This window comes from Pseudomonas sp. TE3911, assembly GCF_054062775.1.
Genome location: NZ_JBSSFP010000001.1, coordinates 2,474,868 through 2,489,644, shown reverse-complemented (window position 1 = coordinate 2,489,644; position 14,777 = coordinate 2,474,868). Strand labels below are relative to the sequence as shown.

The following is a 14,777-nucleotide window of genomic DNA, read 5'->3' as shown; positions in this document are numbered from 1 at the left end:
ACCTGAGGTCGCTGGAGTTTTATCCAGTGGTTTTTGAAAAGGCGAAACGGGGAGTAGGGCGGGGAGGTTGGCGCTTCGGCGCTGAATTACAGGCACAAAAAAGCCGACGGTCGAGGTCGGCTAATTCGATAACACTTTGTGAGGCCGATTATATGGAAACCCAGCCACAAATCAATAGCGCTACCAATCTCGCGCCACCTTTTGCGCAATCTGAAAACGTGGCGCGCATTTGCTCGTATATCTTTTTCCCGGCGGTCTGACATGCAATACACCGTCACGATTAACCAGGTGAAGGCGCTGGAGTGGGGGCTGAATTCTCAGCAGGCCCTGCTGTTCGCCTTCGTCTACGGCTGCCCGAGCTGGACCAAGCCAATCAAGACCGATGACGGGATCTTCTTCGCGCTCAGCAAGGCCAAGATCATTGAGGAACTGCCGCTTCTCACTGATAAGCCGGACACCGCTTACCGCATGCTGAAGGCCCTGGAAGAGGCCGGTTTGATTGAGCTTTCCAGCACTTCTAACATCACGCTTTTTCGTCTCACCGAGAAGGCCGTCGAGTGGAACAAAAAGCTTGATGGGTCGGAAAAATATCCGACCCCACCAAAAAACAAAGGTCGGAAAAATATCCGATCTACCTCGGATAAATCTCCGAGCAAGGTCGGAAAAAAATCCGAGCAAGGGTCGGATAAATCTCCGACAAATCAGGATACCAATCATCAGGGGACCAGTCAGGACACCAGTCAGGACTTGCAGGACGCCACCGGCAAGCCGGCTCAGTCCCGCGGCTTGGTGCTGGTGGTTGATCGTACCGACGCTCCACGGGTTGAGATTCCCGCCGACATGCCTGGCCCCAAAGACCAGACCTGCAAAACCTTCAAGGCCTGGGCGAATTACGCCATGGCATACCGCAAGCGCTACAGCGCCTGGCCGGTTTGGAACGCAAAGGTTGGCGGCCAGCTCGGCCAATTGGTCGACCGCCTCGGCGCCGATGTAGCCCACCACGTCGCAGCACACTTCTTGAAAACCAGCGATGCCGCCGTCCTGCGCAAGTGCCACAGCCTCAACGAACTGCTGGCCAACGCCGAGAGCTACCACACCCAGTGGGTGACCGGGCAGCGTATCAACGGCACAACCGCCCGCCAGATGGAAAGGACCGAGGCAAACCTCTCCGCAGCCGAGCAGGCCGCCCAGATGGTTCTGGCCAAACGCCAAGCAGGTGACCGCAATGAATACCTCTGAAATGAACGACCAACAGGTCGCCGGTCTTGCCGCCGCCATCTGCGCAACGGCCGAGGCCATGGGTCAGGAAATGAACCCCGGTACCGCCGCGATGATGGCCGAAGACCTCTGTGCCTACCCGGTGTCCGTCGTCAAGGCGGCGCTGAAAGCATGCCGTTTTGAAGTGAAGGGCAAGCTGGCTATGGCTGACATCCTGCAACGCGTCCAGTCCTCCGATGGCCGCCCGGGCAAGGACGAGGCCTGGGCCATCGCCATGACCACCAACGATGAGTTTGAAACTGTGGTGCTTACCGACGAAATCCAGTTGGCCTTGGCGGCTGCGAAACCTGTCCTCGATGCCGGCGACAAAGTGGGTGCCCGCATGGCGTTCATTAGCGCTTATGAACGGCTGATCACCAATGCTCGGGCTGAGGCTGTACCTACGACTTGGAACGTATCACTTGGTCATGACCCGCTGCGGAGAGTAGTGGCTATTGAATCAGCAGTTCGCATGCAACTGATTAATGAGCAGGCCGGAAAACAGTATTTGGCGGATCTTCGAATTGCTCCGATCACTAACGACGGACAGGCAATCACTGGTCTTCTCACTGGATCGGTCGTCGAGCCTTCTCTCCGCATTCGAGAAAAACTTGCCGAAGTTCGCCAGATTGTCGATGCCGCGAAAGCTCGACAAGTGCGACAACGACTCAAGAGTGCGCAGGCTGATCGCATTGATACGTACCTGCGTAAGCGAAAAGCTCGGGAAGCGATTACGGCCGCGCAAGGTATGGAGACCGCTCATGGTTAAGCCAGCAAAGCCCCGCTCAATGCCTGTGTACTTGGTGCTACGCCGCCTTGTTGATCCAGCCACAGGCAAGGAGGTTGCTGCGTTCGTGCCGTCCTCCGATGCCGATCGGTCGATCCTCCGCGAGCGGGATTTCCGGATCAACACGAAGATCCGCGCCGACCTCAAGCAGCCGCGTAACCCACGGTTCAATGGCTTGGTCCACGGCTTGGGCCGGGTACTGAGCCAGAACATTGACCGGTTTTCCGGCAAGCAGTCCCACGACGCAATCAAGGCCCTGCAGCTGGAGTCGGGCGTGTACTGCGACGAGGAGCTGTTCGACATTCCAGGTCTGGGCCAGCTCACCCGCAAGACACCCCGAAGCCTTTCCTACGACTCGATGGGGGAGGAGACATTCCAAGACTTCTGGCGTCAGTGCTGCGCGTACCTGGTGCTGCGCGACTGGCCAACCCTCACGGAAGAGCGACTGACCGAGATGGCCGAGTTTGAAGCATTCAAGGAGGCAGCATGAAGCGCACCCCACTACAGCGAAAAACCCCACTTCAATCAGGTCTACCGCGGCGCAAGCGCTGCCCAGAGTGCCGAGTAATGTTCACGCGCTCCAGAGAATCGCAGGCTGTGTGCGGGGAGATCGAGTGCGCTATCGCATACGGCAAGTCCGAGAAGGGGCGAGCTATCGCCGGGAAGGCCCTGGCAGAAGCAGGGCGCCGGCAGATTAAGGTCCGCAAGGAGAAGCTGAAGAATAGGGCGGATCACCTCAAGGACACGCAGCAGGCGTTCAACGCCTGGGTGCGCGCCCGTGACGCTGAGCTTCCGTGCGTCAGCTGCGGCCGCCACCACCAGGGCAAGTACGACGCCGGCCATTACCGGACAGTGGGGAGCAATCCGGCCTTGCGCTTCGAGCCGATGAACTGCCACCGCCAGTGTTCGCCCTGCAACACCCGGCTTTCCGGGAACATCGTGAATTACCGCATTGAATTGGTGAAGCGTATCGGCGCCGAGGCTGTGGAGTGGCTGGAAGGACCTCACGAGGCCAAGAAGTACACCGTGGACGAATTGAAGGCGATGACCGCCGACTACCGAGCAAAGACAAAACAACTGAAGAAGGGGATCGCAGCATGAAACTGATCAACGCAAGGCAGGTATGGACCGAAGCTCAGCACGAATCGAATGCGTCGATCAGCGCTGTAGCCATCGATAAAGCGCAATCGGCACCGATTAAGAAGGGGCAGCGCATGCGCCGCGCCGAGGCCGTGTTCGCTGCGCTGGGGGATGACAAGGAAGAGCGCATTCAGGTTGTGCGCCAGAAGATCAGCATCAGCGAGACCCGCGGTACGCCCGCCGGCCGCTCCACTGCCCGCGCCGCGCACCTGGCGACCATCGGTAAGGTGTTGCGCGCCATCGACACGCTGCCCTTCCAGGTGCAGCAGTTCGGCCACTACCTTTACCACCCGGCGATGAACATGCGGCACCTGCTGAATGCAGTGCTGCTGATTACCGCAAAGGCTGCGCTGCCAGACCTGACGTCGGCCAAGCGCGTGAAGGCGCAGTACCTGGTTACCCTATCCCTGCAATCGTACAAGGGGGAGGTTGCAGGATCTGCCGAGTGGGGACCGGCGCGGGTAGCCGCCGAGATGCTGACATTCTTCGGCGTCACCATCGATCCGAAGAACTGGACGCGCGACTGGCTCGACTTGTGGGAATCCCTGAAAGAAGTTATCAGGGAAGTGGATATTCTGGCGCAGCAGCCACTATGGCAGGTGATTCACTCGGAAAAAGATCAAGAGGCGGCATAATAATATTGACATGACGGGGTTTTGCGCGTACTTTTCCCATAGTGCACAAGTAACGCGAAACGCACACGAAACCCTGAACCCGGCCAAGCGCCGGGTTTTTCATAAGTAGTGTTTAACCGGCTATCACTCGCTGGTACAATTGACGCATGAGCAGGATCACCACCTGCCAACCCGTTTAGGGGGACTCGGTTCGATCCCGGTTACGACTCCATCCTTGATGGCGATCCTTTTCGCAACAATGGTCATTTTGACCTCGGCTTCACTCTTCATTGGATCGCTGACCGCGACAGACAAATCTGCGGGTAAGGAGTAACAGATGATCAAAAAACTTATAGCAACATTCGTTAATGCAACACTTGTATCAGCCGTCGCCGTCTTGGCGGGATGCGTAGCAAATGGCAAGGTCCCCGATTTATCCGAGGTTTAACCTCATGAAACAGCCCCGCAGGTGCGGGGCTGTTTTGTTTCCACAATCCTGAAGCCTCGGCAATCGCCGGGGCTTTTTTGTTTTCGGCTCCACCACACCCATTGCTCCGAGCTGGGAGTGCTGCTGGGGCTGACCTATTTCAAACATGCCCCACGGAGTCGAGCGCATGGAGTATCTACAGCGTCTGCTCGACAAACTCGACAGGTTCGAATTGTTGATTGCAGGTCTCATCGGGGCTGTGATCGCGAGTTGGTGGCACAAGGACGACTTGAACGACTGGCGTGCCTGGGTAATCTTCCTTGTCACCGGAATGGCCTGCTCGATCTACCTGACGAGCATGGTCAGCACCTACCTGGGTGTGACCGAGCCGAAGATCGTCGCCGGTATCGGCTTCCTGCTGGGGGCCTTCGGCGGCTCGCTCCTGGCGGCCATCAATCGAGCCATTAAATCCGCTGACCTCTGGGCGCTCATTCGCCAGCGGTTCGGGGGAGGCAACCCATGAATCTTGAACTGATCAACTCCATCGCCTGCGGCCTCATCGCGCTGTGGGCAGCCTGGTGCGTACTGAGCGGGAAGGTAAGGGACGGCATCCTCGGGAAGCTGATCTACTCGGCCATCGCCATCAGCGGCTTCGTCGTCATGGCGCGTAGCCAGAACATCTTCTTCGGCCCGAGCAGCGCTGGCCTGACGCTGCATGTGTCCATGGCCCTCGCTGGCGCCCGCCACATCTTCATGGTCACGTACTGGCAGCCAGTTAAAGCCTGGCTGTGCCGGACGCTGAACTGCGAGCACTGCCTGCACTGTGACAAGGCACCTGGTGGTATCGAGCGCCGGAGCAAGTAAACCGCGCCACGTTTTCGAATGCGCCAAATCGTGGCGCGCAATCATGAGGAATCACCCATGGACAACCAGCACAAGAAAATCACCGGCTATCGCGACCTCACCCAGTCCGAAATCGACGGGATGAACTCCATCAAGGCTCTGGAAGCTGATGCGGGTGATCTGTTCAAGCAGATCGGCCAGATTGAAGGCGTTGACCCACGCCTACTGGCCCTGGCCAAGACCAACCTGCAGCAGGGCTTCATGTGGTTCGTGCGCTCGATCGCCAAGCCAGCCGATCCATTCAGTTGATGGGCAACGTAACTCGCCTGCGACACGTACTGCCAATGAGCCCTGACATCAACGCTGCTGTGACTGCCCTCGACAAGTCTATTGCCGATGCTGTGGACGCTGCGAAGTCTGCCGGACTTCCTCAGGGCCTGGTCGCTGGATTGCTCCACGGCCACGCACACGCACAGACACACCAGATGGTGAACGTATGACCGTCAAGGTTCTGGAGTTTAAGCGGGAAGACTGGCGCGACGCGGCCAAGACCCTGCGCAAGATTGCCGATGACCTCGACGCGGGCGAGCATCCCGAGTGCACCGTGGGCGCCTTGACGCTGATCGGCGCGAAGGGAGAGGTGACCGTGTTCGGCCTCGGCCCTAAGTGTGACGACCTGCAATGCCTCGGTGCGATGCGCCTGGGTGAGCAGAAGCTGATTGATGTGCTGCTGGATCGCGGTGAATAGATTTGCTATTGAAATGCTGGCGCTTCAGCCCTATGTTCAGCCTTCAACAAACAAGGAGTTGTGAGATGGCTGATTTTTCTGTGGGTGATGTTGTGACGTTGAAAAGTGGTGGGCCTGCGATGACTGTGGATAGCCTCCCTAACGATTTCCGTACTGGTGAGCCGCTGGTTAGATGCACTTGGTTCGATAAAAACGACTCAGTGCAGTATGAAAACTTTGGGCCCGCACTTTTGAAAGCGGTTGAGTAATTAGTAAGAGCCCCGCCAAGCGCGGGGCTTTTCTTGGGGGGGCGCATGGACAGGCCATACCCACCATCGTCACTGCTTGAACTTTCCGAGCTTTCGGACTTCGGTATCCGCCTGACTCCAGCGCCAGAGGCGTGGGACTGGGTACAAGCCGAGATCCTCGCCGACACCGGCAGCATTCACAACGAAGACCATGCCCACCTACTGGATGCAGACATTCGGATCATGTGGGCGTCTTCGAGCTTCGAGAGGCAGGGCCGGACAGTCCTGGGCCAGGCCGAACAGGTAGCGTTCCGCGCCGGCGGTTGGCAGAAGGCACGGATGGAGCAACAGATGCGGGATTGGTTCGGCGATGTGCCGGCTTTCATCATCACCCTGGCAGCCGACTACTGCGCCCAGTGCAGTGACCTTGAGTTCTGCGCCCTGATCGAACACGAGCTTTATCACCTGGCTCACGCGACCGACAAGTACGGTCAACCAGCATTCACCCAAGATGGCGCACCGAAGATCAAGCTGCAGGGCCACGACGTCGAAGAGTTCGTCGGCGTGGTCCGCCGCTACGGTGCAAGCCCTGACGTTCAAGCGTTGGTGGATGCTGCAAACAGTCCTGCTGAGGTGGGGAAATTGAACATTGCGAGGGCCTGCGGAACCTGTCTGCTCAAGTTGGCCTGATGTAAGACAGGCGTGAGACGGAATCTAACTTATGGCAGCCCTGAAAAATGAGGTGAAGAGCTTCATCGTTCAGGCTTTGGCGTGCTTCGACACCCCAAGCCAGGTCTCACAAGCGGTGAAGCAAGAATTTGATGTAGATATAACCCGCCAGCAGGTTGAGCAGCACGACCCGACAAAGCGCGCCGGCTCCCATCTGGCGCTTAAGTGGCAGACCCTCTTTCACGACACCCGTAAGCGGTTCCGCGAAGAGACAGCTGACATCCCGATCGCCAATCGTGCCTTCCGCCTTCGTGCCATGAACCGCTTCGTGGAGAGGGCCGAGTCGATGAAGAACATTGGTCTGGCTATGCAGATCCTGGAGCAGGCCGCGAAAGAAACCGGCGACATCTACGTCAATCGAGCGCGGAAGGAGGAGGCGGGCGACGAACCGGTAATTCCGACTCGGATTCAGGTCGACGTGGTTGATGCGAGGAAACCGAATGCCGAGCCTTAACGTTCCGCAGGCTCAGTTCCTCACGCTGCCCCACAAGTTTCGTGCTTTCGTTGCTGGGTTCGGCTCGGGGAAAACATGGGTGGGCTGCTCGGCACTCAGCAAGCACTTCATGGAGTGGCCCGGCGTCAACGCTGGGTACTTCGCGCCGACCTACCCGCAGATCCGGGACATCTTCTATCCGACCATGGATGAAGTGGCCTATGACTGGGGGTTGAAGACCAAAATCAACCAGGCGAACCACGAGGTTCACATCTACAGCGGCCGGCAGTGCCGCGGCACTGTGATTTGCAGGTCTATGGAGAAGCCTCAGACCATCGTTGGCTTCAAGATCGGTCACGCTCTGGTGGATGAGCTGGACGTGCTGACGGCCATCAAGGCACAGCAGGCCTGGCGCAAGATCATCGCCCGGATGCGCTACAACCTGCCCGGACTGAAGAACGGGGTGGACGTCACCACAACGCCGGAAGGCTTTAAGTTCGTCTTTCTGCAGTTCGTGAAGCAGCTCCGCGACAAGCCGTCGCTCAAGGAGATGTACGGCCTGGTGCAGGCCAGCACCTTCGACAACGAGCTCAATCTGCCGGATGACTACATCGCCTCCCTGATGGAGTCGTATCCGCCGCAGCTGATCATGGCGTACCTCAAAGGCCAGTTCGTCAACCTGACGTCCGGCACGATCTACACGGCCTACGACCGCAAGCTCAACGGGTGCTTCGACACCGTGCAGCCCGGTGAGCCACTGTTCATCGGGATGGACTTCAACGTAGGCAAGATGGCGGCGATCACCCACGTCAAACGTGACCAGGGGCTGCCCAGGGCAGTAGATGAGCTGATCGATGGCTACGACACGCCCGACATGATCCGCCGGATCAAAGAACGCTACTGGCAGCACGACGGCAACGATTTCAAGAAGACCTGCGAAATCAGGATCTACCCGGACGCCTCGGGCGATTCACGCAAGTCCGTGAACGCCAGCATCACCGACCTTGCCATGCTCAGGCAGGCCGGGTTCGCGGTCATCGCTCCAGCTGCAAACCCGCCGGTGAAGGATCGAATCAACGCAATGAACGCCGTCTTCTGCAATGCGCAGGGCGAGCGCCGCTACCTGATCAACCCGTTCACCTGCCCAACCTACGCCGATGGCCTGGAGCAACAGGTGTGGGGCGCGAACGGGGAGCCAGATAAAACCGCAGGCATCGATCACGCGAACGACGCCGGCGGCTACTTCATCCACCGCGAGTATCCGATCATCAAACCGGTCACCGCTATCAAAATGGGATACGCCCGATGAGCAATGACGTCTCCTTCAAACGGGCGGAATACACTGCAGTGCTGGACCGCTGGGCGACCGTTCGTGACGTCTGCGCCGGCCAGCACCGGGTGGTCGATCGGCTGCCGTACATCAACGCGCACGACAAATCGCCGGAGAACGTAGACCGGAACAGGGCTTACCGCGAGCGGGCGGTGTTCAAGAACGCCACCGGGCACACCCGAAACGGGCTGCTGGGTCTGGCCTTCCATAAAGATCCGACCCTCGCGGTGCCGAAGAAGCTGGAATACCTGCAGGACAATGCAAACGGCTCCGGTGTCAGCATTTACCAGCACTCCCAAGGCACGCTGGAGAAGGTGCTTGAGGCTGGGCGCCACGGGTTGTACGTCGACTATCACCAAGACGACGGCATCGGCGGTCACTCTGTGATCCTTTCCTATTGCGCAGAAGACATCATCAACTGGCGCACGGGTATGGTGAACGGCCACAGCGTGCTGACGCTGGTGGTGCTGCGCGAGTCGCCGGAGATACCGGAAGGGTTTGGCTACAAGACAGCTGAGCAGTACCGGGAACTGGCGCTGGAGGAAGACGGCTTTGTTTGCCGGGTTTGGCGCCGGTCCGGACCAAAGGGTGGCGGCCCACTGGAGGTCATCGAAGAATTCAGGCCTGAAGGTGTCACTGGGCGCTTCAAAGAAATCCCGTTCACCTTCGTCGGCGCACAGAACAACGACCCAAGCATCGACGAGTCGCCGCTGTACGACATCGCCATGATCAACCTGGGTCATTACCGGAACAGCGCCGACTACGAAGACAGCGTTTTCTGGTGTGGCCAGGCTCAGCCGTGGATCTCTGGTTTGGATGAGCAGTGGCGCGACTGGATGGAGAAGAACGGTGTTTATGTAGGCTCCCGGGCACCGATGATGCTGCCAGCTGGCGGCCAGTTCGGTTACGCGCAGCCCTTACCCAATACGCTGGTCAAAGAGGCGATGGCCGATAAGAACCAGATGATGATTGAGCTGGGCGCCCGGATGGTGGTGGCGTCACTTGCCACCAAGACAGCTACCGAGTCACGCGGCGATCAGTCGGCATCCACATCGGTGCTCGCTGGTTGTGTGGCAAACGTCAGCGAGGCATACACGCGAGCCATCATGTGGTGCTGCGCCTACATGGGGGTTGCCGATAAGAAGGTCGCCTACCAGGTGAATCAGGAGTTCGTCGAGCTGACGGCGGATCCGCAGATGATCACAGCCTTGGTTGGCTTGTGGCAGAACGGCGGCTTCGCGAAGGCGGATTTTCGGGCGTACCTGCGCAAGCTGGGCTTGATCGCGCCAGAGCGAACAGACCTACAAATCGATGGCGAGCTGGAAGAGCAGGGCGACGGCCTGGACCTGGACGACGAGGACAAACCAAATGGCGGTAAATCCGGCAGTACTTGATGCCACGATCCGGCACGCGGTCTTCCTCGAAAAGCTCAAGGCAGGGGAGGTCGGCAAGTTCGCTCCCTTTCTCAAGGAGATTGACCGCTCAATTCGCGACCGGCTGACCCAGTCGGACCTGACTGAGTACAGTGTCAAACGCCTCGAAGCGCTGCTGAAGGAAGTGGATAGTCTGCTGCTGGGCATCTTCGACCGCTACAGCGCGCAACTGAACCTCGACCTGGTGGACATCGCCAATTACGAGGCCGAGTTTGAGGCAACCAGCCTTGCCAGATCGGCGCCGGTTGGCGTCTCGCTGGATGTGGTTGCGCCGACGGCCGCAGCAATTCGTACCGCAGTGCTGACGAACCCGCTCAGTGTGCGCGGTACTGGTGGCGGCAAGTTATTGAAGGCCTTCATCAAAGGCTGGAACAGCGCAGAGCGTGAGCGCGTCACCGGCACCATTCGGCAAGGCTTCTTCGAAGGGCAGACGAATTTCCAGATCATCCGCAACATTCGCGGTACTAAGGCGGCCGGCTACAAGGACGGCATTCTTGCCACCACCAGCCGCAATGCCAGCACGGTTGTGCACACCGCGATTCAGCATGTGTCGTCCCAGGCGCGCATGGAGGTCGCCAAGGCCAACACGGATATCGTGCAAGAGATCCAGATGGTGGCCACGCTGGACAGCAAGACCAGCCAGCAATGCCGCTCGATGGACAAGCGCAAGTTTCCCGTGGAGTCCGGTCCTCGGCCGCCGTTCCACCCGAACTGCCGTACCACCTTCATCCTACTAACCAAGCTCAGCGCGCTGTTCGCCAAAGGCGCTACGCGTGCCTCGGTGGGGGCTGAAGGCGGACAGCAGGTCAGTGCCGACCTCGATTACTACCACTGGCTCCAGCTTCAACCGACGTCGTTCCAGGACGTGGCAATCGGCCCAGTCCGGGCCAAGCTTTTCCGTGAAGGCGGGCTGACTGTAGAGCGTTTCACCGAACTGCAGCTTGATCGCAACTTTGCGTCGCTGACCTTATTGCAAATGAAGGGGCTGGAGCCGCTGGCGTTCGAGCGTGCGGGAATCTAAAAAAGCCATGCAAACCCCGCCCAAGTGGCGTGTTTTTTAGGTGGTAGCCTTCTGTTGAACTATCAATCGAAGGGCAGCACACATGGAAACAGCATTAGAACGAAGCGCCAGGCTTGCAATTGAACTGACCATCAACAGTCTTCGAGCAATGTCAGGGAGACTTTGGATTACGGGAGATCTCCCGGTGGACGATTGTGCACTGGAATATCCAGACGAACTGATACAGAAGGTCAGGGACGCAGCTGAAGCATCCGGTTTCGGGTGGGTGCGGCTTGACCTAGTGCTGAGCACTAAATGCATACGTATCAATGGACCGAAAGAATAGGCTCGACAATAACAAGTTTGCGCCTGCCTGAAAGACAGCCTCGGTATATCCGGGGCTTTTTTACGCCTGCAAAGTGGGCAACACATACCCAAGGGGTGCATCAAAGTGGCAGAAGAAAACGAAATCGACCTGGAAAACCCGGCAATCAAGGCCGCTATCGCGACTGCCGTTGAAGCATCTGTTTCGGGTTTGAAAACCAAGAACTCGGAACTGCTGGGCAAGCTGAAGGAAACCTCCGGCAAGCTGACCCAGTTCGAAACTCAGTTTGAAGGCATCGACATTGATGCAGTGAAAGGCCTGCTCAGTCGTGCTGGCCAGGACGAAGAAACCAAGCTGCTGACCGAGGGCAAGGTCGACGAGGTCTTCAACCGCCGCACTGAGCGCCTTCGCGGTGACTATGACAAGCAGTTGAAGACCATCAGCGAGCGTGCCGAGAAAGCTGAGTCCTTCGCTGCCAAGTTCCAGGGCAAAGTCCTGGGCGACTCGGTACGCGGCGCAGCACTGAAGGCTGGTGCGCTCCCTGAAGCGACAGACGACATCATCCTGCGCGCCAAAGGCGTGTTCACCCTTAACGAAGATGGCGATGCAGTCGCCGTTGATGAATCCGGCCAGGTCATCCTCGGTAAAGACGGCAAGACCCCTCTGACTCCGCTCGAATGGGCGGAATCTCTGCGCGAAAGCGCACCTCATCTGTGGCCAAGGGCTTCAGGGACATTTGCCCCGGGCGGGGGTGGCGGCAAGGCTGCATTCAAGCGCTCCGAAATGACCTCCGAGCAGAAGCGCGACTTTCAGCGCAAGCACGGCCAAACCGCATATCTCGCATTGCCCAAGTAAGGGGATTGACCCATGGCTACAACCGTAAATAGCGACCTGATCATCTACAACGATGAGGCGCAAACCGCATACCTGGAGCGTGTCCAGGACAACCTGGATGTGTTCAACGCATCGTCGAACGGCGCGATGGTGCTCGACAACGAGCTGATCGAAGGTGACTTCCGCAAGCGTGCGCTCTACAAGCTGAACGGATCGCTTGAACACCGTGACGTCAACTCTGACGGAAAGGTTACCGCCAAGAAGATCAGCGCCGGCGAAGCTGTAGGCGTCAAGGCTCCCTGGAAGTACGGCCCGTACCAGACCACCGAAGAGGCGTTCAAGCGCCGCGGTCGTCCGGTCGAGGAGTTCTCCCAGATCGTCGGCGCCGATGTTGCTGACGCGACCCTGGAAGGCTTCATCCAGTACGCAACTGCTGGTCTGCGCGCGGCCATCGGCTCCAACGCTGACATGGTGGTTTCGGCCAACATCGAAACCGACGGCAAGAAGACGCTGACTCGCGGCATGCGCAAGTTCGGCGATAAGTTCGGCCGGATCGCTCTGTGGGTCATGCACTCCAGCGCCTACTTCGACATCGTCGACGAAGCTATCACCAATAAGATCTACGAAGAGGCCGGTGTCGTGATCTACGGCGGCCTGCCGGGCACGCTGGGCAAGCCTGTACTGGTGACCGACACCGCGCCGGCGGACGTGATTTTCGGCCTGCTGCCAAACGCAGTGACTATTACCGAGTCCCAGGCCCCGGGCTTCCGTTCCTACGAAGTGAATGACGAAGAGAACCTGAGTATCGGCTACCGCGCTGAAGGCACCGTGAACATCGATGTGCTGGGTTACAGCTGGAAAGCCACCACTGGCGGTTCCAACCCAACCCTGGCCGCGGTCGGTTCCGCTGCCAACTGGGTCAAGCACGCGGGCAGCAACAAGGTCACCGCTGGCGTGATGATCACGCTCACTGCAACGCCTCCGGTTACTGGCGGCTAAGCATCGAACTCAACGCGCGGTCAGCGATGGCCGCCTTGGAGAAACACATGGAACTGACTTACAGCAACCAGCTGAGCGGCTTCGACCCGGAGAAGCGTTACCGCAATCCGGAACACTTCGATAAGCCCGAAGCCGGCGTGACCAGCGTGCTGGTGATTGGCGATTGGCCAAGCGTGGTCGACGCATACGAAGCAGCCGGCATTGACGTGTCGGTCAAGGAAGCCAAGCGGGTGCAGATTGTTGGTGCGGGCAACCAGGCCGAACTGGAAAAGGTGATCGCGGCTTTGCGGGCTGAACATGGAACGATCGAGATCCTGATTGGTGGCCTTGAGGCTGGCGAAATCCACCGTCCAGAGGCTGGTGAACTGGCGTTGCGCCTGTTCGAAGTGCTGGGAACCATCCATGCCTTAGTAGGTGACCTGACTACTGAGCGTGACGGCCTTGCCTTGACTGTCGACGCACTGAACGGCGAGGTTGAAGCGCTGAAGAAGGCCGCCACCACACCGCCGGCGGATGAGGCCACTCAAATCGAGGCGCTGAAAGCCAAACTCGATGAAGCCAATGTCCAGTACCGGGCCAACGCTTCGAAAGAATCCCTGGAAAAGCTCGTCGCTGAGCTGCCCAAGGAGTAATACTGCTGGCTGTTGGTGATCCGGCGGCTAATCTTCAAACCATTCCAGCGAGTTAACGCATGACACTCATCATCGAGGACGGCACCGGCAAGCCTGACGCCGAAAGCTACGCGAGCGCCGAGGATCTGGCCATGTATGCCGTGAAGTTCGGCACGGTCATCCCCGCTGGTGTTCCCGAGCAGGAAGCGCTGCTGCGCCGGGCCGCCTTGGCGATGGATGGCATGACCTGGAAGGGGCGCAAGACGAACAGCGAGCAGGGACTTTCTTGGCCGCGCCGGGAAGTGCTGCTGGATCACGAGATCAAGCCGAACAACTACCTGCCGGCGCGCATTCAGTACGGGCAGATGGCCCTGGCCACCGAAATCCATCAGGACGATATCGACCCGGTGGAGAAGCGCAAAGGCGCCGTCTTGCTTGATCGTGTTGAGGGTGCTGTAACGCGGCAGTATGCAGCAATCCATTCCACCAGTAACCGCCTGCTACCGGCGGCACCTGACCGGCCGAGCGCAACGCAGTTTGCCGACTACCTACAAAAGCGTGGGCTGTTCGCAGTCCGGGCCTAGTTTGGAAATTGTTCTGACAGTTGAGAAAGTAGATGGTCGACGTCCGTTTGAATTCCGTAGACACATGAGAACCATGCCTGTGAAGCTGGGTCAGCATTCACGCTTACCAGGATATTAGCTGCAGCAGTGCTTACTGCGGGCTCAAAATAAAATTCTTCAAGCTCAGTGCGATCGCGCTTTTTTCCATCGATCGTTCCAGTTTTTGCGTACCGCTTCAGTTCCTCCTTGAGAGACCGAAACCCCTGCTGAAGCTCATCTTTCTCCAGTCGATTGAATCTGGTTTTACCTGCGTGCAATGCCATTAAGTCATTGGCCTGAGAACACAGACTGCGCATCCTGGCAATGACTTCGACTGCGTGCTGATTTTCAGTGGTCATCTTGATTTCCTTTTCTTTTCCGGCGGTTTGCTGAGCTGTCGATAGTAACCGCCCAATAACGCATATGCATCTGGAGCCA

General features: G+C 58.4%; 21 protein-coding genes. 20 read left to right on the top strand and 1 reads right to left on the bottom strand.

Annotated elements, in window-relative coordinates:
* Positions 1-261 precede the first annotated feature (261 nt).
* From ACVWXD_RS11350 to ACVWXD_RS11255, 20 genes are all read left to right on the top strand, one after another.
* A complete protein-coding gene (locus tag ACVWXD_RS11350) occupies positions 262-1,239 on the top strand; it encodes a phage replication protein (RefSeq protein WP_457371023.1) in 978 nt (325 codons plus the stop codon).
* On the top strand, positions 1,226-2,026 hold the full coding sequence (locus tag ACVWXD_RS11345) for a hypothetical protein (protein WP_457371022.1): 801 nt from the start codon (positions 1,226-1,228) through the stop codon (positions 2,024-2,026). Before ACVWXD_RS11350 ends, ACVWXD_RS11345 begins: the two co-directional genes overlap by 14 nt.
* Positions 2,019-2,534, top strand: coding sequence for a hypothetical protein (locus ACVWXD_RS11340; RefSeq protein WP_401379748.1), 516 nt, complete (start codon positions 2,019-2,021; stop codon positions 2,532-2,534). Before ACVWXD_RS11345 ends, ACVWXD_RS11340 begins: the two co-directional genes overlap by 8 nt.
* Positions 2,531-3,145 (top strand): recombination protein NinG, encoded by a 615-nt coding sequence (locus tag ACVWXD_RS11335; protein WP_457371021.1) that lies wholly within the window; start codon positions 2,531-2,533, stop codon positions 3,143-3,145. The genes ACVWXD_RS11340 and ACVWXD_RS11335 overlap by 4 nt, the downstream gene beginning before the upstream one ends.
* Positions 3,142-3,819, top strand: a complete 678-nt coding sequence (locus tag ACVWXD_RS11330) for a hypothetical protein (RefSeq protein WP_457371020.1) — start codon at positions 3,142-3,144, stop codon at positions 3,817-3,819. The genes ACVWXD_RS11335 and ACVWXD_RS11330 overlap by 4 nt, the downstream gene beginning before the upstream one ends.
* A gap of 593 nt (positions 3,820-4,412) precedes the next feature.
* A complete protein-coding gene (locus ACVWXD_RS11325; RefSeq protein ID WP_457371019.1) occupies positions 4,413-4,748 on the top strand; it encodes an MFS transporter in 336 nt (111 codons plus the stop codon).
* On the top strand, positions 4,745-5,089 hold the full coding sequence (locus ACVWXD_RS11320) for a hypothetical protein (RefSeq protein WP_457371018.1): 345 nt from the start codon (positions 4,745-4,747) through the stop codon (positions 5,087-5,089). Before ACVWXD_RS11325 ends, ACVWXD_RS11320 begins: the two co-directional genes overlap by 4 nt.
* A gap of 57 nt (positions 5,090-5,146) precedes the next feature.
* Positions 5,147-5,377, top strand: a complete 231-nt coding sequence (locus ACVWXD_RS11315; protein WP_054915219.1) for an Acb2/Tad1 domain-containing protein — start codon at positions 5,147-5,149, stop codon at positions 5,375-5,377.
* The gene (locus ACVWXD_RS11310) at positions 5,377-5,568 is read left to right on the top strand and encodes a hypothetical protein (protein ID WP_457371017.1); all 192 of its coding nucleotides are present in this window, start codon (positions 5,377-5,379) and stop codon (positions 5,566-5,568) included. The genes ACVWXD_RS11315 and ACVWXD_RS11310 overlap by 1 nt, the downstream gene beginning before the upstream one ends.
* Complete coding sequence (locus ACVWXD_RS11305; RefSeq protein WP_457371016.1) at positions 5,565-5,816, top strand: hypothetical protein; 252 nt, start codon at positions 5,565-5,567, stop codon at positions 5,814-5,816. The genes ACVWXD_RS11310 and ACVWXD_RS11305 overlap by 4 nt, the downstream gene beginning before the upstream one ends.
* 65 nt (positions 5,817-5,881) lie before the next feature.
* A complete protein-coding gene (locus ACVWXD_RS11300; RefSeq protein ID WP_457371015.1) occupies positions 5,882-6,064 on the top strand; it encodes a YodC family protein in 183 nt (60 codons plus the stop codon).
* 45 nt (positions 6,065-6,109) lie between these two features.
* Positions 6,110-6,733: a putative metallopeptidase gene (locus ACVWXD_RS11295; protein WP_457371014.1), complete on the top strand. Its 624-nt coding sequence runs from the start codon at positions 6,110-6,112 to the stop codon at positions 6,731-6,733.
* A gap of 31 nt (positions 6,734-6,764) precedes the next feature.
* The gene (locus tag ACVWXD_RS11290) at positions 6,765-7,226 is read left to right on the top strand and encodes a DUF2280 domain-containing protein (protein WP_095184938.1); all 462 of its coding nucleotides are present in this window, start codon (positions 6,765-6,767) and stop codon (positions 7,224-7,226) included.
* Complete coding sequence (locus tag ACVWXD_RS11285) at positions 7,213-8,514, top strand: terminase large subunit domain-containing protein (RefSeq protein ID WP_457371013.1); 1,302 nt, start codon at positions 7,213-7,215, stop codon at positions 8,512-8,514. The genes ACVWXD_RS11290 and ACVWXD_RS11285 overlap by 14 nt, the downstream gene beginning before the upstream one ends.
* The gene (locus ACVWXD_RS11280; RefSeq protein ID WP_457371012.1) at positions 8,511-9,929 is read left to right on the top strand and encodes a DUF4055 domain-containing protein; all 1,419 of its coding nucleotides are present in this window, start codon (positions 8,511-8,513) and stop codon (positions 9,927-9,929) included. Before ACVWXD_RS11285 ends, ACVWXD_RS11280 begins: the two co-directional genes overlap by 4 nt.
* On the top strand, positions 9,904-10,989 hold the full coding sequence (locus tag ACVWXD_RS11275; protein WP_457371011.1) for a minor capsid protein: 1,086 nt from the start codon (positions 9,904-9,906) through the stop codon (positions 10,987-10,989). Before ACVWXD_RS11280 ends, ACVWXD_RS11275 begins: the two co-directional genes overlap by 26 nt.
* Positions 10,990-11,419: 430 nt before the next feature.
* A complete protein-coding gene (locus tag ACVWXD_RS11270; RefSeq protein ID WP_017479625.1) occupies positions 11,420-12,148 on the top strand; it encodes a hypothetical protein in 729 nt (242 codons plus the stop codon).
* Positions 12,149-12,160: 12 nt separating this feature from the next.
* Positions 12,161-13,126 (top strand): major capsid protein, encoded by a 966-nt coding sequence (locus ACVWXD_RS11265; RefSeq protein ID WP_042572010.1) that lies wholly within the window; start codon positions 12,161-12,163, stop codon positions 13,124-13,126.
* Positions 13,127-13,173: 47 nt separating this feature from the next.
* The gene (locus ACVWXD_RS11260; protein ID WP_457371010.1) at positions 13,174-13,758 is read left to right on the top strand and encodes a hypothetical protein; all 585 of its coding nucleotides are present in this window, start codon (positions 13,174-13,176) and stop codon (positions 13,756-13,758) included.
* 59 nt (positions 13,759-13,817) lie between these two features.
* The gene (locus ACVWXD_RS11255; RefSeq protein WP_457371009.1) at positions 13,818-14,321 is read left to right on the top strand and encodes a DnaT-like ssDNA-binding protein; all 504 of its coding nucleotides are present in this window, start codon (positions 13,818-13,820) and stop codon (positions 14,319-14,321) included.
* Here ACVWXD_RS11255 and ACVWXD_RS11250 read toward each other — a convergent pair.
* The gene (locus ACVWXD_RS11250; protein ID WP_457371008.1) at positions 14,318-14,698 is read right to left on the bottom strand and encodes a hypothetical protein; all 381 of its coding nucleotides are present in this window, start codon (positions 14,696-14,698) and stop codon (positions 14,318-14,320) included. The two genes, ACVWXD_RS11255 and ACVWXD_RS11250, sit on opposite strands and share 4 nt — an antisense overlap.
* Positions 14,699-14,777: the final 79 nt, after the last annotated feature.